Annotated in this window: 27 protein-coding genes and 1 pseudogene; 4 read left to right on the top strand and 24 right to left on the bottom strand. The window is 53.9% G+C overall.

The window, feature by feature from the left end:
* Positions 1-40 precede the first annotated feature (40 nt).
* Positions 41-2740: a relaxase/mobilization nuclease domain-containing protein gene (locus DD597_RS24135; protein ID WP_022650008.1), complete on the bottom strand. Its 2700-nt coding sequence runs from the start codon at positions 2738-2740 to the stop codon at positions 41-43.
* A gap of 21 nt (positions 2741-2761) precedes the next feature.
* Positions 2762-3097, bottom strand: coding sequence for a plasmid mobilization protein MobA (mobA, locus tag DD597_RS24130; protein ID WP_022650009.1), 336 nt, complete (start codon positions 3095-3097; stop codon positions 2762-2764).
* Positions 3098-3327: 230 nt separating this feature from the next.
* On the opposite strand from mobA, the gene DD597_RS24125 reads away from it, so the two are divergent.
* A complete protein-coding gene (locus DD597_RS24125) occupies positions 3328-3636 on the top strand; it encodes a hypothetical protein (RefSeq protein WP_022650010.1) in 309 nt (102 codons plus the stop codon).
* A 91-nt stretch (positions 3637-3727) separates the two neighbouring features.
* Here the strand turns inward: DD597_RS24125 and DD597_RS24120 are convergent, their stop codons facing one another.
* Positions 3728-4294 (bottom strand): DUF5983 family protein, encoded by a 567-nt coding sequence (locus DD597_RS24120; RefSeq protein WP_022650011.1) that lies wholly within the window; start codon positions 4292-4294, stop codon positions 3728-3730.
* A gap of 82 nt (positions 4295-4376) precedes the next feature.
* Entirely contained in the window at positions 4377-4619 is a 243-nt protein-coding gene (locus tag DD597_RS24115) for a hypothetical protein (protein ID WP_022650012.1), read from the bottom strand.
* A gap of 784 nt (positions 4620-5403) precedes the next feature.
* Between DD597_RS24115 and DD597_RS24110 the strand changes: the two genes are divergently transcribed.
* Entirely contained in the window at positions 5404-5631 is a 228-nt protein-coding gene (locus tag DD597_RS24110) for an XRE family transcriptional regulator (RefSeq protein WP_369798832.1), read from the top strand.
* 18 nt (positions 5632-5649) lie between these two features.
* On the opposite strand, the gene DD597_RS24105 is transcribed toward DD597_RS24110, so the two are convergent.
* From DD597_RS24105 to DD597_RS24045, 15 genes and pseudogenes are all read right to left on the bottom strand, one after another.
* Positions 5650-6480, bottom strand: a complete 831-nt coding sequence (locus DD597_RS24105) for an N-6 DNA methylase (protein ID WP_022650014.1) — start codon at positions 6478-6480, stop codon at positions 5650-5652.
* Positions 6481-6520: 40 nt separating this feature from the next.
* Complete coding sequence (locus tag DD597_RS24100) at positions 6521-6784, bottom strand: hypothetical protein (protein ID WP_022650015.1); 264 nt, start codon at positions 6782-6784, stop codon at positions 6521-6523.
* 87 nt (positions 6785-6871) lie between these two features.
* Positions 6872-7231 carry a hypothetical protein gene (locus DD597_RS24095; RefSeq protein ID WP_022650016.1) on the bottom strand — a complete coding sequence of 120 codons (360 nt, stop codon included), beginning with the start codon at positions 7229-7231 and terminating at the stop codon, positions 6872-6874.
* 45 nt (positions 7232-7276) lie between these two features.
* The gene (locus tag DD597_RS24090) at positions 7277-7549 is read right to left on the bottom strand and encodes a hypothetical protein (protein WP_022650017.1); all 273 of its coding nucleotides are present in this window, start codon (positions 7547-7549) and stop codon (positions 7277-7279) included.
* 879 nt (positions 7550-8428) lie between these two features.
* Complete coding sequence (locus DD597_RS24085; protein ID WP_176483648.1) at positions 8429-8551, bottom strand: type I toxin-antitoxin system Hok family toxin; 123 nt, start codon at positions 8549-8551, stop codon at positions 8429-8431.
* A pseudogene (locus DD597_RS25265) lies at positions 8499-8609 on the bottom strand (DUF5431 family protein); the annotation flags it as partial. The gene DD597_RS24085 and the pseudogene DD597_RS25265, both read right to left, overlap by 53 nt.
* A gap of 229 nt (positions 8610-8838) precedes the next feature.
* A complete protein-coding gene (locus tag DD597_RS24080) occupies positions 8839-9069 on the bottom strand; it encodes a hypothetical protein (RefSeq protein WP_022650019.1) in 231 nt (76 codons plus the stop codon).
* Complete coding sequence (locus DD597_RS24075) at positions 9060-9791, bottom strand: plasmid SOS inhibition protein A (protein WP_022650020.1); 732 nt, start codon at positions 9789-9791, stop codon at positions 9060-9062. The genes DD597_RS24080 and DD597_RS24075 overlap by 10 nt, the downstream gene beginning before the upstream one ends.
* Positions 9791-10213 (bottom strand): conjugation system SOS inhibitor PsiB, encoded by a 423-nt coding sequence (gene psiB / locus DD597_RS24070; protein WP_096149266.1) that lies wholly within the window; start codon positions 10211-10213, stop codon positions 9791-9793. The genes DD597_RS24075 and psiB overlap by 1 nt, the downstream gene beginning before the upstream one ends.
* A gap of 42 nt (positions 10214-10255) precedes the next feature.
* The gene (locus tag DD597_RS24065) at positions 10256-12241 is read right to left on the bottom strand and encodes a ParB/RepB/Spo0J family partition protein (RefSeq protein ID WP_022650022.1); all 1986 of its coding nucleotides are present in this window, start codon (positions 12239-12241) and stop codon (positions 10256-10258) included.
* 68 nt (positions 12242-12309) lie between these two features.
* Complete coding sequence (locus DD597_RS24060; protein ID WP_032623592.1) at positions 12310-12555, bottom strand: DUF905 family protein; 246 nt, start codon at positions 12553-12555, stop codon at positions 12310-12312.
* Between the two features lie 697 nt (positions 12556-13252).
* Positions 13253-13507: a DNA polymerase III subunit theta gene (locus DD597_RS24055; protein WP_022650024.1), complete on the bottom strand. Its 255-nt coding sequence runs from the start codon at positions 13505-13507 to the stop codon at positions 13253-13255.
* A gap of 14 nt (positions 13508-13521) precedes the next feature.
* Positions 13522-13686, bottom strand: coding sequence for a hypothetical protein (locus DD597_RS24935; protein WP_154590114.1), 165 nt, complete (start codon positions 13684-13686; stop codon positions 13522-13524).
* The gene (locus DD597_RS24050; protein ID WP_022650025.1) at positions 13670-13861 is read right to left on the bottom strand and encodes a hypothetical protein; all 192 of its coding nucleotides are present in this window, start codon (positions 13859-13861) and stop codon (positions 13670-13672) included. The genes DD597_RS24935 and DD597_RS24050 overlap by 17 nt, the downstream gene beginning before the upstream one ends.
* 42 nt (positions 13862-13903) lie before the next feature.
* The gene (locus DD597_RS24045) at positions 13904-14404 is read right to left on the bottom strand and encodes an antirestriction protein ArdA (RefSeq protein ID WP_129256647.1); all 501 of its coding nucleotides are present in this window, start codon (positions 14402-14404) and stop codon (positions 13904-13906) included.
* Here DD597_RS24045 and DD597_RS24995 point away from each other — a divergent pair.
* Entirely contained in the window at positions 14397-14642 is a 246-nt protein-coding gene (locus tag DD597_RS24995) for a hypothetical protein (protein WP_032623563.1), read from the top strand. The genes DD597_RS24045 and DD597_RS24995 overlap by 8 nt on opposite strands.
* 152 nt (positions 14643-14794) lie before the next feature.
* Here DD597_RS24995 and DD597_RS24035 read toward each other — a convergent pair whose 3' ends face one another.
* Positions 14795-15574: a hypothetical protein gene (locus DD597_RS24035; protein WP_022650027.1), complete on the bottom strand. Its 780-nt coding sequence runs from the start codon at positions 15572-15574 to the stop codon at positions 14795-14797.
* 18 nt (positions 15575-15592) lie between these two features.
* Here DD597_RS24035 and DD597_RS24930 point away from each other — a divergent pair, with 18 nt between their 5' ends.
* Positions 15593-15757, top strand: coding sequence for a hypothetical protein (locus tag DD597_RS24930; RefSeq protein WP_162183710.1), 165 nt, complete (start codon positions 15593-15595; stop codon positions 15755-15757).
* 179 nt (positions 15758-15936) lie between these two features.
* On the opposite strand, the gene DD597_RS24030 is transcribed toward DD597_RS24930, so the two are convergent.
* From DD597_RS24030 to DD597_RS24010, 4 genes are all read right to left on the bottom strand, one after another.
* A complete protein-coding gene (locus DD597_RS24030) occupies positions 15937-16359 on the bottom strand; it encodes a DUF1380 family protein (protein ID WP_022650028.1) in 423 nt (140 codons plus the stop codon).
* Between the two features lie 55 nt (positions 16360-16414).
* Positions 16415-16636, bottom strand: coding sequence for a hypothetical protein (locus DD597_RS24025; protein WP_022650029.1), 222 nt, complete (start codon positions 16634-16636; stop codon positions 16415-16417).
* A complete protein-coding gene (locus tag DD597_RS24020; protein WP_022650030.1) occupies positions 16633-17325 on the bottom strand; it encodes a DNA methylase in 693 nt (230 codons plus the stop codon). Before DD597_RS24020 ends, DD597_RS24025 begins: the two co-directional genes overlap by 4 nt.
* A gap of 396 nt (positions 17326-17721) precedes the next feature.
* Positions 17722-18189: a hypothetical protein gene (locus DD597_RS24010; protein ID WP_022650031.1), complete on the bottom strand. Its 468-nt coding sequence runs from the start codon at positions 18187-18189 to the stop codon at positions 17722-17724.
* Positions 18190-18379 lie beyond the last annotated feature (190 nt).

Raw genomic sequence — 18379 nt, 5'->3', positions numbered from 1 at the left:
TTCTTATCTGCGGGCTAAATTCCATCTGGTCCCCGAATGCTTATAACGGTGAAGGTGGTTTCCAGTTTGGTCCTGACTCATTGCGCACAGCTTCTGTATTACTCCCCTGATTCGTCATTTCAGCAAAGCGCATCTCGCTTTCAACACGCACCTGGTCGACCTCCGGTCGCGAGATCTGGTATTCACCTTCATCACGGTGGTTCACATTGTGCCATGCCACCATTTTGGCAAAAGCTGTATTGAACTGTTCATTATTCCCTTCCGGAGCCATCGCGACGCTCGGAGAACGGCTGAAGAGAACCGGCGCGACTTTGACCATATCCCGCTTAAGCGCATCGTAATCGCCACTGTTCCGGAAAATAACCCTGTCGCCATAGTCGGTACAAATATGGCGGCCTGTCTCCGGATCGCGGAACTGGACGCGACCGTTCTTCTTCAGTGAAGCCCGCAGGCCAGGAACACCGGAATACATCGGCGTTCCGCCTGGCTCACAGATAACGACACATCGGTTGTCTGTTGTAGATTTCACCGCATTACCACGACGATCCCTGTAATCCCATCCTCTCAGCTGCGATATCGCAGCCTTGTCACCTTTCACCGCTTCAGCTTCAACCCACTGCCGGTAAGACGGCGGATACCATTTCCCCTGCCCGATAAGCTCAGCTCGTTCAGCCTTCATGGTTTCTTTCAGCGCAATCAGTGCCTGCATGCGCTGAAGCTCTGCAATATGATAATGCAGCTTCCTCACCAGAGGGTCACGATGTTCGATACGGATGCGCGCTTTACGTATCCTGCATTCGTCATGAATCGCCTGGTAACGTTCACGGCCATGCAAATCAGGGCGCTGCCAGTTAGCCCGCCAGGCTGCATAACGGGCTTTCAGATCTTCTCGCGCAGCTGCGCGCGCTTCGCGACGCTGGCGACGCAATTCAGGATCACGCTTCATACCCGGAATATCGCGGTCGCTCACGGCCAGTTCCGGATTGTAACGGCTGGCCGGCTTAACACGTTCAAAGATGTCTGCCGGCACCGAAACAAACGAACCAGCATGGGGTTCCGCACGCGCAAGCGTCAGATCAGGATGAACGTGGCTGGCCTTTACAGGGGTCTGTTCGTGATTGTAAGCGTCCATCACAACCAGGCCCTGCTGCTCGCGCATCAGCAACAGCCCCTGACGCGCCAGTAGCTCATGACAGCGTTCCCAGGTAAATTCACCACTACCGATAAGCGACTCAATGTCCTGACGGCAGTGTGAAACCGCATAGCCCCAGAGGCTTTCCTTATCAGAGAAAATCTCACGTTTCAGCGCCCCCTGCGGGCCCGAACCTGTTCGCAGTTTTCGCCATTCCCGGTCGGATACTGGGGTGGCTTCCAGACTGCCGCCGGTGAACTGTTCCGCAGGGGGAACCTGCTGGAAAATGTCTTTCGGTACCGGCTGCCAGCCTCCTTTATACGAGTCCAGAATAGCCTTCGTTAGCGCAGGCCACACACGTTCCGCCCTGACAGGTGTACGCGTTGAGTCATACCCGTCACAGATAACCAGACGGTCATGCTGTTCTTTCAGATACAGTCCAGACTGTGCCAGAAGCGTATGCACTGACTGTATGGTTCGCTGCGTTGGATCCTGATCAAGTGCAATCAGCGGCGCCCGTAAACGTGCGATCGCATAGTCCGATAAGGATTCTTTCTCTGTCATCCGTTCAGGGCGAGACGGCATAATAATCTTGTCTGGTTCATAGCGGCCGACAGCCGGAACTTGCGAGAAAATGTCCTGTACAGGAGGAACAAACTCACCCAGTTTACGAATAAGTTTATCGGTATCAAAGGCGTGTCCAAACGCAGAAAGCGTAACGCCAGGACGTTCACTGTCCCAGCCATCCTTCACTTTTAGCTCGCCGCTCTCCTTTGTCAGGAACAGGCCTTCTTTCGCAAAACGCTGATGGAGAGAAGACCAGTCGGTCACCGGTGACTCCCGTAAACCAGCTATTGCCGTGTCAGCGATATATTCTCTCAGGCTCTGATTACGGCCACGTTTCCAGGCACTTTGACGATCGCGTTCAACAGAGGTACGACGAACAATACGATTATCAGGGGCAATCACATAGCAGCCATTGTCAGGTGAAAACCCATGTTTGAGCTCCAGTTCACGACAGGCCTTACTCAGTTTTTCCTGGCTGTAAGCAAGACGGTTAAGATAACCAGTCTCCGGATGTACGCGATTTACAGCGATGTGAACGTGGAGGTTATCCGTGTCAGTGTGAACGGCAGCAACGAACTGATGGCCCGCTAAACCGAGACGGGAAAGTGTATGGCTGACCGAATCGTAAATCTGTTCAGGGCGCGGACTTTCGTGCGACTGCCAGCTCAGAATATAGTGGAATACAGGGTCGCTTTTGTTATGGGCAAACTTCGTTTTACGTGCGGAGAACTCCATTTCTTCAGCTGCACTTTCAATTGATGTGCAATTGTGGAAACAGGTCACACCGTAAAAATTCACCCATTCCCCGCCGTCAGGCATCACGTCAACCAGCGAGATAAACGACTCATCACGCAGTTTAGTAGCGTAGTCAACCAGACGGGAAAAGCGGCTGCTGTGCGGCATTTCTGGCTTTGTTCCGGAAGCTCTAACGGCTTCCATTAAATCATCATCGCGCGGCTCATCACGAACAGAAACGTACGAAACCAGGTCCCCAAAGGAGGACTTGCCGTCTTGTCGTTTCGGTGGAATAACCGGGATCATGATGTTGTTCTTCTCTCCGTGCTAACCGTTGTTCATGAGTTTATTTCTGAGCGTGGTCGACAGTTCTGTTATTGCGACAAGGACCGTGGAGTATTCCTTATCACCCACTCGTTTCCCTTCAACAAAGAGATGCTTTTGCAGTCTCCCCAGCCTTAAAAGCTCGGTCATAAAGCTGTCGTCGATGAGTGAAATCATCTTTCTGTTCATCGCTGCGTTACGGATATAAGCCGATACGCTTTGCCCCACTGCTTCCGCTTTCTGTTCAATCTCTTCGATTTCATCCGGCGTGAATCTCAGGGTCTTGATTACGGTTTTCTGCCGTTTATCACTTCCCCTTCGGGATGCTTTGTCGCTCATGTGTGCTCCTTACTCGGGTGTCGGGGCGGAGCCCTGACCAGGTGGCATTTGTGATATCGTGCGTGCGCGGTATTACAAATGCACATCCTGTCCCGTCTTTCGAGTCATTATACGCTTCGCTGGCTGTTTCGCCTAGTGGCGATTTGACGGCATAGGCAGTGCGGAGCACTGCCACTTTTGAGTGGTCAATGTTATGATTTGGATGACAATATTCTGAAAGGGGTAAGAAGATGAGTAAGAAGGCGTTTTATTCAGATGAAGATATCGAGCTAGCAAAGGTTACTCTGGCTGGTTTACCGGATCTGACACCTCAGCGCAAATCACAAAAGGAATTTCTGGATGCAATCCGTGATGACCTGTTAGCACTGGTAAAAACCAAAGGTTACACGGTCTCAGACATTAAAGAGACACTAAAAACCACGGGGTATGAAATCAGTGAGAGAGCACTTCGTGAAATCGTTCGTGATGCTGATAAAAACAAACCAGCCCGTAAAAATCGCAGGTCGACGGCAGAAAATTCGTCATCACCAACGAAATAATTCCTGCATCCTGAAGATGTGATGTACTGAAATTTTTCTTACCAGGATGAAATATTTTTTCAGCCTGGTAAGAAGGGAGATGATATAGAAATTACCATTCAAAGGTCGGAACGTCTGCCAGCATTTCTCCCCATGAAGTAAAATGAACCATGCTGATGTCAGCCTTTATCATGGCAGTGTAAATCACTATTCTCGCCGCTTTTGAAATACCATGATGTTTCAGAATGAGAAGCGGATAACTGACGGCATCAACACGAATGATGTAACCCAGATCGGATTCATGGATCCATTCGCTTTCATACTCGGCGTGACATAGTTCGCTCAGAATCTCGCTATCCCTCCGCGTAATATGGCTCAGACTACATTCCAGAACAGAACGCAAAACTTTGTGATTAAGTTCAGTACGCTGTCCCCATCCGAGCGATGCAGTAACATCCTCCCATGTCCATTTAGGGTTATCAGGAACCTGAGCAGTAAGCTGTTTAAATGGCAAGCTAAGTGCCGTCGACAGGTTCAACCCTGATGCAATAATACGCGGATAAAGTTCACTGGCTGTACATGAGGAAATCAGTTCTCCATTCACAAAGAGAGCTTCATCACCGTTATCAAGACGGATACAGGTGACGCCATGAGGCGCACGGGATATGTAGTGTGGCATGTTCCATTCCTTCCAAAAATGTGCCGGATAATACTCCGGCACTGTGTTATTAAATTACCGCCCCGTTGCAGGGCGGTGGTTATCAGGCGTACGCGCGGGAAAGCTCAAGCGTACTCAGGACGTGATCCCATTCAGCCCCGTTAAGTGCTGGAATATGGATCGGTTTATGAATACGCCCGCAACGGACAAGTGATGTCCCCAGTTGTTTCAGATGTGGCGCGATAGCGTCTGGTTTCAACGTTTCGCGGATTTTCCGTGGATGACGGGTTTTAACCCGCTCCTTTACAAAGTATTCGCGACATGCGACGATGAACTGGTCTTTCATAGTGCCTCCTCAGAGTCATTGTGATAACGAGCTGTTACAGCAGCCCGTGTAAACAGGCAGGGCACCCGCCCTGCTTTTTTATTGCCAGTCTTCCGGCAATATCCTGCGCGTCTTACGACGCAAATCTTGCAGGCCATCCGGCCTTTTCTGCCGTCGTCCTTTTCCGTTTTCTTGCAATGAGGGAAATGCCTTCATTACGCTAATGCCCTGACAGGGTGACGATGGAAAGCAGGGGTGAAGGACAGATTATTTGGAGCCTGCGAGAAAAAATCTGGACGGAAAGCGTCAGCGTCCCTTGCTGAACAGAGGCGCTCTGTCAGAGTGCATAAGTAATGAAAGGCTTTCACGGCAGAAACGGACAGGAAGGCAGAAGGCGCCGGTTAATCCGGCGTTCCCTTGCGGCCGCCGTGGCGGTCAGTGGGAGCGGCGCTGCCGGAACGGCAGCTGCAAGCGGGATGGGTTCAGGTATCGCTTGCTATCCGTCAGGACGGAGACGCGTGCGGCTCCGCGTAGCGCGGTGGGCGTACGGCCACCACGCGAAGTGCAGGCGACGACCCGGCAGCGACGGGGAGCCGAAGGTACCCAGATGTCAGTCCTGACAACATGCTTTTCGTCGTCATTTAGCATCACATTAATCCACAAAAAAAAATCAATAAAAGTGCAGAATCTGCACTTTATTCATATATACTTTCCCACAAAAAAAACACTAAAATAAGTGCAGAATCTGCACTTATTTAGGTATCAGAAAATGACGGGTTACGAACTTCGTTTATGGCGAAAAGGTATGAACTGGAGCAGTGACAGGGCGGCCGAAGAGCTTGGAGTCAGCCTGCGAACATGGAAAGTTTACGAGAAGTCGGAAAAGGTATCGCGGGTAGTAGAGCTGGCAACCGTAACACTTTCTATCGCTGCTGCTGTTCCTTCCTTCGGACACCGGAAAAACACCAAAGAAAAGATAATTACCATGATCCAGACTCTAACCGGAGCAGCTGGACTCATCGGGAGGCGCTGAGCACCTCCCCTGCCCGTATCAGGCGGCTTTCGATAAATCGCACATAAAGTCCATCATGGCTTTAAGTCTGCGCTGAGTGTTCAGCTTCGCTTCAAAGTCGTTGAGATAGTAAACAGGCGTATACCGTACACGATTGAACTGCATCGTGAGCGTGTTCCCTGTCACCACCTCCGCCGCAATCCCCAAAAGAGACAACTGGATAAATGCCATATCGGCAGCAACCGGATCAATATCGATGCAACTGGCGAACAGGTGCGCGGACGGATTGATATCAGCCTCAAGTAGACATTCAGCATAGGCAATAATCATTCCTGCCGAACCGCAGGCCGGATCGCTTATCGTCGCGATACCCTCCCGCGTGACCGTCTCTTTGATGCCGGAAACCAGCATTCTGGCCATCATTGACTGGACAGAATAGGGGGTAAAATATTGCCCCATACCTCCCGACCCCAGCTCAAGCTCCATAAAAATTGAGCCGATGAAGTCATGGAATTTAGCCTCCAGCGCGCAAACCATCAGACGGAACAACTCATGAAAATTGCGGATATCGTCCGCATCGTATCGCGCGCAGATCTTCCGGCAGTTTTCCGCGCTCTCTGGCGTTCTCACCCGCGCAATATCCAGTTCGCTCGCGGCAAGTCTGACAAAATCGCTGAATACATCCCAGCGGTGAAGGTGGCGGGCAGTCTGGTTAAACAGACTGATAAACTGCTTACGCGCAGTGTCGATGCTGATAAGACGCGGGGGGACTTGCTCTGACTGGACAGCCGGAGCCGTCTGCACGACAGGGCGGGCGGCTCCGCGCCTTTTTGTCTCATTGAAGAAATCGGCAAAGCTAATCTGGGTCATGTTTTTTTCTCCTGTCGCCCCGTCAGGGGCGGCGTTGTTGTCAGTTACAGGCGCGGCTCAGTTCAAGCGTGCGCAGCACATGACCCCACTCGCTCCCGCGCATGGCGGGAATACGTACGGATCGCCCCTTTTTCCGGCAGTGCGCAATATGACGCCCCAGTGCCCGCATTTCCGGACTGAGGGCATTGCAGGCGATTTCACCGCGTTTGATACGCACCTGCTTTTTCACGGGCGCGTTTTGAGCCTCCTGCATCTGGACATAGAGGGCGGTTGGTGTAACAATCGAAACTTCACTGAATTGCATGGGTTTGTTCCTTTTAGTGAAAGCCGGATTTTTTCGTTGGAATCGCTCAAATCCGGCGTGGATGGAGCAGGTGTAAGCCTGCTTTTTTCATTTCTGGCTCTGGCTCTCAGGGCTGAATGCTGCTTTCACCTTCGCCACGATATCGGCGTGATTCAGGTTGCTGTAATCACGTACGCGGAAATAACGCTTTCCAATACGGACAAAAATGTCCGTCACGTTCATACAGATCATCTCTGCCAGCATGAAGGTTTCAGTGTCCTGCGCGGTGTCACAACGCCAGTTGATCATCGGTGGGTGCATTCCTGCCGCATCGTGGAATTTGTTCACATCGATTTCCACGGGGGCGATCAGTGCGGACTTTTCACGGCTCAGCCAGTAGGCCATTTCCGATTCGGCGCTGGCGCTGGAATCAAGAGAAGCGAAAGAATCAGTCGTGTGTAAATGCATGGTTTATCTCCTTTTATCAGTACATGCCGGATATCCGGCGTGGGGTTACAGCTGTACGTATTGCAGGTTGCGTTTCAGTTCAAAAAGAAAATCAGGTTGAAACGACCAGGCGCGCCAGTTAAGCGTTCCGTTGGTGCGGATCTCCACCTGCACATCGCCGTATCGGGACACATCGGACACGGTGACAGTGACGCCCTCTTTCAGCGCAGTGGCCTGAGCCACCCACTCCTTCGCGACAGAAACAGGGTTTTGTTCTTCCTCCATCTTCCTGGAAGATTCTTGAGCGGCGGTTTTGACGTTGACGTTTCGTGTGTGCATCCTGGTTTTCTCCTGTGGTGATGGTTGCCCATCTCCCTGGTGAGTTCTCTCGCGGCAAAGGGCAAAGGAGCGACGGCGGGGCGGCAGGAAAAGGGCGCAGACAAAAGTTTTTGCAGTCCCTTGCAAAAAGTTTTGGCGGCGTTCATTTAACCCTTTGGATGACGTCCTGACGGTGCTACGACCAGCCCTCCGCGTGAGGACACACGGGGGATGGACTCACGCGGGTGAACAGGAGTGCACACACCCGACACGTCGGAACGGCGTGTCGCCATTAGAGCGACGGCTTCGCCGGCGCGGTGAAGGCGTTCCGGACGGTACGGCCGGAGAAGCCGCAGTTGTTGACCTTTGCCATCAGACCCTAGCGATAGCCCGAAACCGCTTGCGGGTTCGGCGGAGACTGGCTGGTGCGTAAGCAGCTGCCTGGCGGAGTGGGGCTCGACGACTGGACCGCCACGCGGGCCAGGAGCCGAAGGTGGCCATTGCCCTGCCCGTCTTTCTGGCTCTGCCCATCACGGAACTGCAGCGAAGAGAACTAACCAGCAGGATATCGATCAAAACAGACAGGATGAGGCACTCGGAAAAGTCCTTTCTGAAGCACAGCTTCAGCAGACTAATCGCAACAGCGTGAATTAACAGCAGCCAGGAATTGATTGATTGAGCGAGGACAAACCAGAGGGAGCAGAGGGGCAGCGCCGGAGGCGCGCCCCGCTTCCCCCGAACCCCGCAGGGGTACGGTCCGTCCCGGAAGTTCAGGCGTGCGGTCGCGTCGGGATGGAAAAAGGGGCTACCGGCGAACCGGCAACCCCTTCATAAAGGCGCTTCAGGCATGTCAAACCAACTCAGCCCTGAAAAGGCGGGGTTTCCCCCGCCTCCAGGTTGCTACTTACCGTTGGATTCGTAAGCCAGAATTGCAGCGACCTCCCGTTGTCCGTCCCTCAGGCGAATTTCGCAAAGCGATTTTCGCGTCAGGTAAGTGAATATCAGCAGTGTGAGACACACTATGAGTACGCACCAGATAACGGTACTTCGCGGCAGTTTCATGGTTTACTCCTCCTTGCATTAAGCACGGTAAGAGGCCATACTGTTGTTGATCAGACATACAGGGGGCCTCGTGGGTTAATGAAAATTAACTACGGGGCTTTCTGCTTTCTGCCACACAACACGGCAACAAACCACCTTCACGTCATGAGGCAAAAAGCCTCAAGCGCCATCGCCATTATATCCCGACGAGCCGATTCTGCCCAGGAATAACAGTCTGATTACTGGATAAATCCTGACCTTTACCTGATTTACTCAGGATCACTTCTGCCTGTGGACCAGTTATGTATCTGTTCGTCGAGCGCTTCAAGATGCTGATCAATGCTTTCTGCGAGTCGCTCACTTTCAGTCTCCAGCCAGCCGCTTAATCCGTCCCACTCATAGCACATCTCTTTCAGCTTTTCCGACATAGTCCGAAGTTTATTGCGCTGGCTGCGGGCAACCTTCAGCTCCGTTTTCCACGGATTGTTTCTCACGGCCATATAGACCTCAGCGTGATTTTGTTCGGTACCATCCAGCGCTCCAGCTCTTTCTCCGCCGGTGTTGAGGATCCCGCCACATCATGTACATCGAGAACAATGTCTTGCGCACGGTCGTAGTAAGCCTTCACCAGATGAGACAACGAGGGGCTGCGTTCCGTCCACGCCCACAACATTCGCTGGATGTCATAGTCCCGTATATCCTGCTGGGACCAGAACTCATACCATGCACGCAGTGTCTCCGGTGTCTGAAATGCCAGGTCGATTTCAGCCTGCCCCACGCGGTTCTGGTACTTCTCTTCCTTTTCACGGTGTCGCCGTGATTCCTGACGGGAATAAAGATTATCCTCGCGCACTTCCCGCTGCGTGTGGCGCTCTCTGATGCTGAACGCCTGCTCCGGAAACAGGTTCTGCACCATGTTGGTACCGAGCGGAGGGTAACACAGGCGACCGCGGCTACTGATCAGTATGTCAAACGCCTCTTCATATCGGGCCAGAGAAATTTTATCGCCCTTCAGCCAGTACGCCCCGCGCACCTGGTTGATCGCCTTTCCACTAATTTTACTGCTACCAGTCAGGAACCGGAAAAATGCTCTGGAATAGGGATACGGCTGCGGGTGTCGGCTTCCGTACCGCCCGCCCCCCTCTTCTACGGCAATAATGGCTCGTAACGCTGCCTCACGCTCCGGCAGTTGCGTGACAAGAGAAAGGTGACGAGGGATCATCAGGCCACCTCCATGCGCAGCGTTGAGAGAATATCGAATATTGAGTATCCATCACTGTCCAGCCTGCTGGTCAGGCTCAGCACATGGTTTATCACAGCAGCGTCAGATTGTGGGCATGAGCGGATACAGGATACTTCCTGCCCTTTTCTCCAGACCAACAGCATGATCCAGTCCTGACTAAACTCACCAGGACTACACAGAACCACTTCAAATCGGCCATGAGTGGGCGAAAAACGGATCTGCACGGGAAATAAGCCCCCGAACTCGCTACGATACTCCCCGTTAACATCCCAGTTTTCAGGCGCACTCAGTGCCCCCATAACAGCGTGTGTCATCTCACGGCGGTAGGAGTAACCAGCGGCGCGGCAGGTTTCGAAATCTTCACCGATCATGGAGGAAAGCTTAAAGTTTGGCATATTCATCAGATATCTCCTTATTGCCGCCCCGTAGGGCGGCTATCCTTATCAGGCGGCAATTGCCGCGTTGTCAGTGTCGGTATCGGTGCTGTCTTTTGCATCAGGCTGCGGTGACTGTAACCATGCAGGAACCCAACGGTTCTGCTTCATAAAGAACTCCGCATGCACTGCCGCGTCGCCTTTCTTCATTTTTTCTGCGTCAGCAGCGGCACCAGTCAGACCTGCATCTTTAAGTGAAGTGACTATCTGTGAATGTTTCAGGCTACCGAAGTAGTTCTCTTTTGTAGGCTGCCACCAGTCGCGAAGGTGAAAACCTATCGCGGCCTCAACCGTATCGAGAGGGCTACGTGATGTGTGTCCATTATCACGCGTCTGTACACCATCTACGGAACAAGCCGCACAGAAGGCCAGCAATGACATCAGTACCTCTCCGTTCAGGGCGAAGAAGGTCGTGAAGTCCTTCTCCCATCCTGCTGGCAGCAGGGTTTTCAGGCGCTCTTTTTCGGTCATCAGGGCTTCAAACGCTGCGCCTTCTTTACCGGATGGGGCGTTCTCAGTGAGGCTGCTGTGAGAAACGGTCAGGTTGATACGGAACGGATGCGGCGTGGTCACACATCCAGCAAAAACGCAGGTACACATACGCCAGACCATAAGCGCCACAGCCTTTTCAGGTTGCTGCATTAGCGCGGCCTGTACCGCCAGAGTGCGCTCGGATGACATTTTGGTGAGCAGCGGGATGCTGATCCCTTCTGCTGCATCAGGTCGATGCATATGAGTCACGGCAGGAGACTGCGCGGAATCCTCTCCGTTACTGTCATGGTCAGGTAAATCAGACATGCGGCATATACCACGCTGAATACGAAGCGCACCGTGCATGTAGCTCACCACCACGCCTGATTTTGCTTTCAGATCTTCTGTCCACCCACGAAGCTCAGCGGCATGTTCAATGAGGGATATTTCGCTGCTAATGGCCTCGGCTTCATCACTGTCAGGATCCAGAGCGTTAAATTTGTCGGACAGTTCATCGATACGGCGGCTGTCATCTTCGCTGTAGATTGCATCTGGCTCCGGTAGAATGCGGTAGTCCTTTCCGTCAGGTCCGTAAAGGTTAATTGCAGCCAGACGTCCGGTACCCCACATCCAGCCCTCTTTTTGATGGATTTCCTGAGCGATCAATTCAAGTTTTTCCAGTACCAGACGTTCAACAAGCAGACTGTCTACTGTTCCGTCCCCTTCCTGCTCACTGAACAGATCTTCACGGACAATTCCGCCTGCGGCTTCATAAACTTCCCGCCCGATAAATGCGAAACGTGGATGCGAGACAGAAATTTCACTTTCCGTAATACGATTTTTAAGTGCGTTTACGGTAGTGCGTCCCCATTCCTCCTTTACGCTTTCGTAAACAGCAACCTGACGCTCAGGATCGCTTTCAAGACACAACACCTGACACTGTTCAACATCAAGCTGACCTTCTGCCAGAAGTGCAAGCAGTGACGGGGCAAGACTGGCAAGTTTGAGCATGCGCTGGACGTGGCGGGAACCGTACCCAAGCACCTCACCAATCTGCGCGGGAGTTTTTCCCTGCGCCGCCAGTGTACCAAACGCTGTGATCTGCTCGGCAGGGTGCATGGTTTCAAGCTCGTTGTTCTCGGCGTAAGAAGCCTCAACAGCAAGCTCGTCGCTGACACGTTTAACCGGAACCTGATAATCTGGTTTGATACGCCCCATTTCAGACATGAGCGTCAGCGCAGTCAGACGCCGACCACCTGCTGCCACACCGTATTTTCCCTCGGGCAGGGCATGGACAACCAGATTGTGAAGCAGTCCGAGGCTTTCAATGGAGTTAGCCAGTCGCTTAACGCTCTCGGTGGTGTAGGGCATCGTGCGTACGTTCAGCGGTGATTTAATGAGATCGGTCAGCGGAACATACTCAATGACTGCCGCATCGAGGGCTGTTTTCAGCGCCTCGTTTCCGGCAGTTTTATTCTTACTGGTTTTTTTTGGTGCTTTTGATTTAACATCTGCAACTGTCATGATTTAGTACCTCTCAGTATTAATGATTGTCTTGCCCTGCGGAGTGACAGCTCCGACAGGGCCCCTTCTTACTGCTGTTTTCTGGCTCTGTAACTGGCAAGAGCGCGGTTAAGCAATGCCCCCACGTCGTTCTCAAAGTTCCACGCGCACTTCGTCAAAAACCCTTCTTCACCCCGCACAACAAGCTGAAAATAAGTACCCTGATCGTTCTCAATACTGACGTTGGTGTACTGCGCCACCAGAGCGGTCGCCTCTTCACGGGTAAACGGCCCCTGAGGCAGCACCACGGGTGCAGTGACAGTACTGCCATTCAATAGAGCCGCCAGTTCGTTTTCTTCGGCGGTGGGTTCGCGCAGCAGCACTGGCTGATTCAGAAATTCCTGTAATGTTTTTCCCACTGAATACTTCCTTTAAAAAAGTGGCTGGTTTTAAAACCCATCACCCGTTGAGTTACGGGAGCCGCGGTTTTGACGTTTCGCGGGAACCTGCTGAACTTTCCCGGGGGATAAAACATCACCCGTTTGAGAACCTTCGCCGCAGGTGCGTAAACGACACCGGCCGAGGCAGATGTCCGGGGCGGACGCAAAAAGTTTTTGCCTGCAAAAAGTTTTGGTGGCCGTGCGTCAGCATTCACCCTGGACAGCCACGAGGACTGTGGCGGTCTCAGCACCCGGAGGAGGGACTCAAAGGGGTGTAAAAGGACCGGATGGAATGGGCAGGGACACGCCGCAATGACGGGAAGCCGCGCGCGGCGAAACGACATTGCCCCCTACATCACGACGGGGTATTTACGGCGTGATGCAGGGAGCGCAGGAAACGGCGCGACTGAGCGGCGCAGCCGGAACGGCTGCTGCAAGCGATGGGGGTTGCGTCATGGGATGGACACCCGCTGCCCCGCAGGGGCCGGGCAGAGACAGCTTTGCTGGCTCTGTGCGAAGCATGACAGCCCGCCCGGACGCCCACTGCAACAAAGGCAATGAGTTTGATTTACAGCATATCTTACTGAAAAAATTACTTTTTATTTGCCTCGGCCATTTCGGAATATTGTGGATCGCTGGCTTTCGGCAACTGCTGGCTAAGCTGGCGGTAATGGCGCAACCTTTCCAGAAAATATTCGCGAAGCTCTTCGGGCACCTCTCGTGCCACAATTTCCGGCACCACTGGCTGATTTAGCCGCTCTTTAAATGCCACACCTGACGCGGCCAGGTCTACGGCGATCCTGTCCTGATCCTCTTTTGAACGTACCGAAAGATTAAATTCGCTCATGTTTTTCCTCTCTTTCACGCGCCTGCAACGAGATCGTTGCTGACTTTTTCTGCCGGGGCGGTTTGTAACTGCGCCGCAGGCGCGGTAACAACCGCCGGCAGGCAAAGCCTGCCAGGGTTTTTCGCGCGGGCTAACAGGCGGATGATACCGCCTGCCAGGTTATCAGTTACCTTTTCCACCCTGCAAAATGAAATGACCGCCGATATACACCGCACGCTGGCAGGTCATGTAATAGCATATTTCGTCGATCACCTGCTCCGTTCTTAATTCCCGTTGACCATTTTCACGTCGACGGGCGTTAATAATATTTTTGTACTGACGCAGGATGTCACGGGTCTGTGGATCAAGTTTCATTTTTATTCTCCTTTGTGGCGGGGCCCTGCCCCGCCTCTGACATCAACCGTTGAACACGTAGCCATCCAGAAATACCAGACCATCCAGGAACAAATCCCGCGCCCAGGCTCCCATATCGAAATAGCAACGCAGCGATTCCGGAATGTCATTGAGAAGGCCGTACTCTTCTGCCATAGTCCAGGCGTAGTCCTCTTCGCTCTCAGCTTCTCCGCAATAAGCATCCTCGAAGGCGTCATAATCACACTCTCCGGAGTATTCCACCCAGGCAATAAATGCAGCATCCATACCGTCTTCTACTGCGCGCTTGTAGGCTTCAATGAAATTCCAGTCAACGGAAGATTCGGATGCAAATGCTGACGGGATCCCTTCCCAGTCCTGGAACATGAGTTCCGGGTCGGATTCATTGGCGTGCAGCTCGTTGCAGGCTTCCAGAAACTCTGCTTTATCATCAAAGTCGGTGAGGTCAAACCATTTACCGTAGAGGCTACCGCAGTTGTATTTGTGGTATGTACCTACATAAATCGCCGGGGTGGTAGTGTTCATAAAACTCCTCCAGTGTCTGTGTCGTCTGAGTTCCGGCTTACGCCGTGCCGACACGACAGCCCGACTTCGAGCGGAAGATGCAGGGGCGACACCGGAGGCCGCAGCGCAGATAAACAGCGATGACGGTCTGGACGGTTCTCCCGCGAATATTGAGCGGGAGAACGACGGGAAGAACGGCATCAGGCGTAAAAATCTGCGACCGGGCGAGGATGGCGGCGGAGCGAACCCTTGCATCTGAAGCGATCGGGCTAAAGTGAAGGCACGGCGTTAGCCGCAGACCGCACGGACGTTTTCACCTGCGTCCCCGTAACATCGTGGAGGGGGCGCCGGTAAAGCGGAGCGTGCGACATCCTTTTCGCAATAAGGCGGGGCGCATTGCCCCGCCCAAAATCAGGCGGCAATCCGGATGCCGGAGAAGGATTTCATCATCGCGTCAATCTCGGTTCGTGCGCTGCTGACCACATCCCGCAGCCAGTGTCTGTCAAACCAGTCGCGGGATGGGCTGTCAGGGTGACGAAGGGCATAAGGCACGTGGGTCTGCCCGACTGTACGGCCATTGCATTCCAGACGGATTTGCAGACGGCGAAAGGTTTCCTTCCCGTCGAGTACCGCTTTAAGACGCGCGTCGAGCGTCTCATTATCCCACTGCGCATCATCCTGCACCTGCTCCACTTCCGTTACTGTCAGGAGGAAATTACGGGTTCGGCGGGTAAATACCAGCGGTTCAGCGGCGGGGCGCAAGGCTTCCATCAGGCGGTATCCGGCGGATGCCACGCAGCTACAGACGTGGTTAATCTCGTCACGCAGGGCTTTCAGCAGACAGAGGATATGTTTCGTGGACATAGCCTCAGGGCAATTATCATATTCAAGCGAAATGGTTCCGGCATGAGCCTTACGATGCCCCAGCGAATTACGATAAAGGCGGACAATCAGTTCACTTCCTGCCAGTAATGACAGCAGCACCTTCATTGCCTGATCGGACATCAAACCACGCAGTGCAATCTCAGGTAACAGACGCTGCAACTGTAAAGCATCGAGCTGGCCATAGAACGCAACGCCTTCTCCTCTGGAGTAATTCAGGCTTGTATCGATATCCATGTTGGCTGGCCAGCCGCGGGCTACGAGCGTGTTTCGGGTATGACGGTGCATAAAGCGGTAAGCAATGGTCATGATATTCTCCTCTTCTGAATGCGGCGACGTCTTCGCCGTGCCGACACGACAGCCCGACATCGAGCGGAAAATGCAGGGGCGACACCGGAGGCCGCAGCGCAGATAAACAGCGATGACGGTCTGGACGGTTCTCCCGCGAATATTGAGCGGGAGAACGACGGGAAGAACGGCATGAAGCATTAAATCACTGCGACCGGGCGAGGATGGCGGCGGAGCGAACCCTTGCATTTGCAGCGTTCGGGCTAAAGTGAAGGCACGGCGCTCACATCCGCCGCGCCAGCGCGGCATAAAAAGCGGAGTTAACGACATCCTCTTTCGCTGTGAATTGTCACCGGTTGCCGGGGACGCTCCCCCGGCCGTTCTCAGGCTACCAGCGCGTCTTTCAGTGCGTAGACGTCATTCCTTGCTTCCTTTACGGAATCGGGTTCAGGCCGCCCGGCCTCCCAGGCCATTCCGGCGCGATGCTCCAGCTCACACTCATAGTCGCGCAGGACGCGTGCAAGTAAAGCTGCGGGTACACTCACCTGACGGTTTGCCGCTTCCCGCTGATGGGTCAGGAGATCGCTGACAGTCAGATTATTTACCCCCTCCTGGCGGTATTGCGTCATTTTCATTTCACCAAGCGCCTTCATCACCGCCCGGATTTCAGCCTCGTCCGGTTCTGGCTGGGTTTCACGGCAGGCCACGCTAATCCCCTCTTCCGTCCAGACCAGCAGGACCAGGGGTTCGTCAGACGTGAACATGGTTTCAAGCTGTACACAAAGTTCTTTGCGGGTTCCGTACATTTTTTTATCTCTTTCGTAAGTGGTTACAGGCCGGGCATCAGCCCGGCAGGGTCAGTCAGCCCTGAAAGGTTTCGTCCAGCACCAGGGCTTCGCGGTAGGCTTCCAGAAGCAGGGTGTTGATCCGGCGCAGGGTCTGGGCGGCCATACGTTCAGCCAGCGTTGCCGCGTCGTGCCGGTGCTGAGATTCGAGGCGGTTCAGCAGCATCCGCACGTCACACATGGCATTGCTGAGCTCGGCCACGTCCGCGCGCAGGGATTCAAGGCCCGGGTAGTTCATGCCGCCTCCGGATAATCAGGGTAAAACGTACCGTCATTGGCCGCCGGCATCCTTCTCGCCCGTTCAACCTGTGCCAGACGGCGAACGCCGGCGGCGTGGTACTGCTCAAGCATCTCGATCCCGATATAGCGGCGGCTGGCTTCGGCGGCGGCCACGCAGGTGGAGCCGCTACCGGCGAACGGGTCAAGGACAATGGCCCCCGGACGCGTGAGCGATTCAATCAGTGGCCGCAGGCTCTGCACCGGCTTCTCCGTCGGATGGTGTCTGTTGCCCGTGTATTTCCAGGGGATCACGTCCGGGATGGGGCGGTCCGGGGTTTGCGGTCGCCCCTTCGCGAGCAGGTAAGCGTTCTCATGGGTGTAGCCCACGAACGTTGATTTGGAGGCATAACTCTTCGCAAAAACGATATGGCCAACAACGCGGAACCCGGCCGATTTCCACGCATTGAGAAACAGATCTGCGCGGTTCCATGCGTAAAAGCTCACCATCAGACTGTCGTTTTTGAGTACGCGGTACATTTCGTGGCACGCTGGCTGAAGCCATTCCGACGAATTGTCCCCGGCCAGAGTGCGACCGGTACGGTCCTTAAAGCCAACCAGATACGGGGGATCGGTAAGAATAAAATCAACGGCACGTGCCGGAAAACGGGACATCACCTGCACGCAGTCACCCAGGATATAACGGGACATAGACACACTCCTCTCTGATATGCGGCACCCTGTTGCGCCGTGCCGCCACAAAAACCCGGCTCTGAGCGGAGGGCGCAGGGGCGACGCCGCAAGCCGCAGCGCAAGCCTTTCACGGGCTGAATGCACCGTGAAAGGTGCGAACGGGTGAGGACGGAGACAACGTGAACCCTTGCGACCGCAGCGGCCGGGTTAGCGTGAAGGCACGGCGTTGAACACGCCGCCGGCTGGCGGCAGAAAGGCGGAGGGCACCGACATCCTTTGGTACTGATTCTGGTAGCTGAAGTAGCCTCCCGTGTATGACAGAATGACCATAAGTGCGTGTCAGTACACCACTTTGTAGGATCATAAGCCTGGTATGTTTTGGGACGCCTCCGGTCGGTGGCGTCCTTTTTTCCGTTAGCCCCCCTTTACGTGGTCGATAGCGAACTGCAATGTGTCCCAGTTAAAACCGATGCAGGCATCATGGCTGTGGTAACAGACACGCATGGCTTCAGCAATCTCCCCCTCTGTCAGGCTGTCATTGAGGGACATAAAGTCATCAGCCAGCCAGAACGTTCCCATACACAGCGCATCCTGCGGATACTGCTGTAGCCGTGCGATGTGATCTGCCACGGTTACTCCCTCGCGGCAGGCAGATAGCGACGGCAGCACACGATCGGCAATGTCATTCCAGTTCCACTCTTCGTCCTCCGGAACTGCCTCTTGAATAGTGCCGGTTTCCACACCCGGCATCAGGGAAAGCTGCTCCAGCACCTCCCCCAGGTAAAGTCGTTCTCCGCAGGCATCCTCACTCCACAGATAATGGTTGTTGATATACACGGCAAACTCGCCGTTGTTGAGTTCAATACAGGTCAGTCTGAACATGGCTGTGTCCTAAGCATCCGGCACCCAGTTGCACCGTGCCGACACGACAGCCCGACTTCGAGCGGAAGATGCAGGGGCGACACCGGAGGCCGCAGCGCAGATAAACAGCGATGACGTTCTGGACGGTTCTCCCGCGAATATTGAGCGGGAGAACGACGGGAAGAATGGCATCAGGCGTAAAAATCTGCGA

The organism is Enterobacter cloacae complex sp. 677-3DZ2D5B (assembly GCF_004136695.1).
GTDB lineage: Bacteria > Pseudomonadota > Gammaproteobacteria > Enterobacterales > Enterobacteriaceae > Enterobacter > Enterobacter hormaechei_C.
Note: the sequence above shows the minus strand (reverse complement) of the source record. Positions and strands in the feature narration are given on the sequence as shown.

What these genes read in the sequence shown, in the direction of transcription:
- DD597_RS24125 (WP_022650010.1), top strand. Translation starts at nt 3,328, where the DNA reads ATGAGTAAGAAGGCGTTTTATTCAGATGAAGATATCGAGCTAGCAAAG.
- DD597_RS24035 (WP_022650027.1), bottom strand. Translation starts at nt 15,574, where the DNA reads ATGACCATTGCTTACCGCTTTATGCACCGTCATACCCGAAACACGCTC.
- DD597_RS24930 (WP_162183710.1), top strand. Translation starts at nt 15,593, where the DNA reads ATGCGGCGACGTCTTCGCCGTGCCGACACGACAGCCCGACATCGAGCG.
- DD597_RS24120 (WP_022650011.1), bottom strand. Translation starts at nt 4,294, where the DNA reads ATGCCACACTACATATCCCGTGCGCCTCATGGCGTCACCTGTATCCGT.
- DD597_RS24090 (WP_022650017.1), bottom strand. Translation starts at nt 7,549, where the DNA reads ATGCACACACGAAACGTCAACGTCAAAACCGCCGCTCAAGAATCTTCC.
- DD597_RS24095 (WP_022650016.1), bottom strand. Translation starts at nt 7,231, where the DNA reads ATGCATTTACACACGACTGATTCTTTCGCTTCTCTTGATTCCAGCGCC.
- DD597_RS24135 (WP_022650008.1), bottom strand. Translation starts at nt 2,740, where the DNA reads ATGATCCCGGTTATTCCACCGAAACGACAAGACGGCAAGTCCTCCTTT.
- DD597_RS24105 (WP_022650014.1), bottom strand. Translation starts at nt 6,480, where the DNA reads ATGACCCAGATTAGCTTTGCCGATTTCTTCAATGAGACAAAAAGGCGC.
- DD597_RS24010 (WP_022650031.1), bottom strand. Translation starts at nt 18,189, where the DNA reads ATGTTCAGACTGACCTGTATTGAACTCAACAACGGCGAGTTTGCCGTG.
- DD597_RS24080 (WP_022650019.1), bottom strand. Translation starts at nt 9,069, where the DNA reads ATGGCCGTGAGAAACAATCCGTGGAAAACGGAGCTGAAGGTTGCCCGC.
- DD597_RS24075 (WP_022650020.1), bottom strand. Translation starts at nt 9,791, where the DNA reads ATGATCCCTCGTCACCTTTCTCTTGTCACGCAACTGCCGGAGCGTGAG.
- DD597_RS24020 (WP_022650030.1), bottom strand. Translation starts at nt 17,325, where the DNA reads ATGTCCCGTTATATCCTGGGTGACTGCGTGCAGGTGATGTCCCGTTTT.
- DD597_RS24115 (WP_022650012.1), bottom strand. Translation starts at nt 4,619, where the DNA reads ATGAAAGACCAGTTCATCGTCGCATGTCGCGAATACTTTGTAAAGGAG.
- DD597_RS24055 (WP_022650024.1), bottom strand. Translation starts at nt 13,507, where the DNA reads ATGAGCGAATTTAATCTTTCGGTACGTTCAAAAGAGGATCAGGACAGG.
- DD597_RS24065 (WP_022650022.1), bottom strand. Translation starts at nt 12,241, where the DNA reads ATGACAGTTGCAGATGTTAAATCAAAAGCACCAAAAAAAACCAGTAAG.
- DD597_RS24100 (WP_022650015.1), bottom strand. Translation starts at nt 6,784, where the DNA reads ATGCAATTCAGTGAAGTTTCGATTGTTACACCAACCGCCCTCTATGTC.
- DD597_RS24110 (WP_369798832.1), top strand. Translation starts at nt 5,404, where the DNA reads ATGAACTGGAGCAGTGACAGGGCGGCCGAAGAGCTTGGAGTCAGCCTG.
- DD597_RS24050 (WP_022650025.1), bottom strand. Translation starts at nt 13,861, where the DNA reads ATGAAACTTGATCCACAGACCCGTGACATCCTGCGTCAGTACAAAAAT.
- DD597_RS24045 (WP_129256647.1), bottom strand. Translation starts at nt 14,404, where the DNA reads ATGAACACTACCACCCCGGCGATTTATGTAGGTACATACCACAAATAC.
- DD597_RS24025 (WP_022650029.1), bottom strand. Translation starts at nt 16,636, where the DNA reads ATGAACTACCCGGGCCTTGAATCCCTGCGCGCGGACGTGGCCGAGCTC.
- psiB (WP_096149266.1), bottom strand. Translation starts at nt 10,213, where the DNA reads ATGAATATGCCAAACTTTAAGCTTTCCTCCATGATCGGTGAAGATTTC.
- mobA (WP_022650009.1), bottom strand. Translation starts at nt 3,097, where the DNA reads ATGAGCGACAAAGCATCCCGAAGGGGAAGTGATAAACGGCAGAAAACC.
- DD597_RS24030 (WP_022650028.1), bottom strand. Translation starts at nt 16,359, where the DNA reads ATGTACGGAACCCGCAAAGAACTTTGTGTACAGCTTGAAACCATGTTC.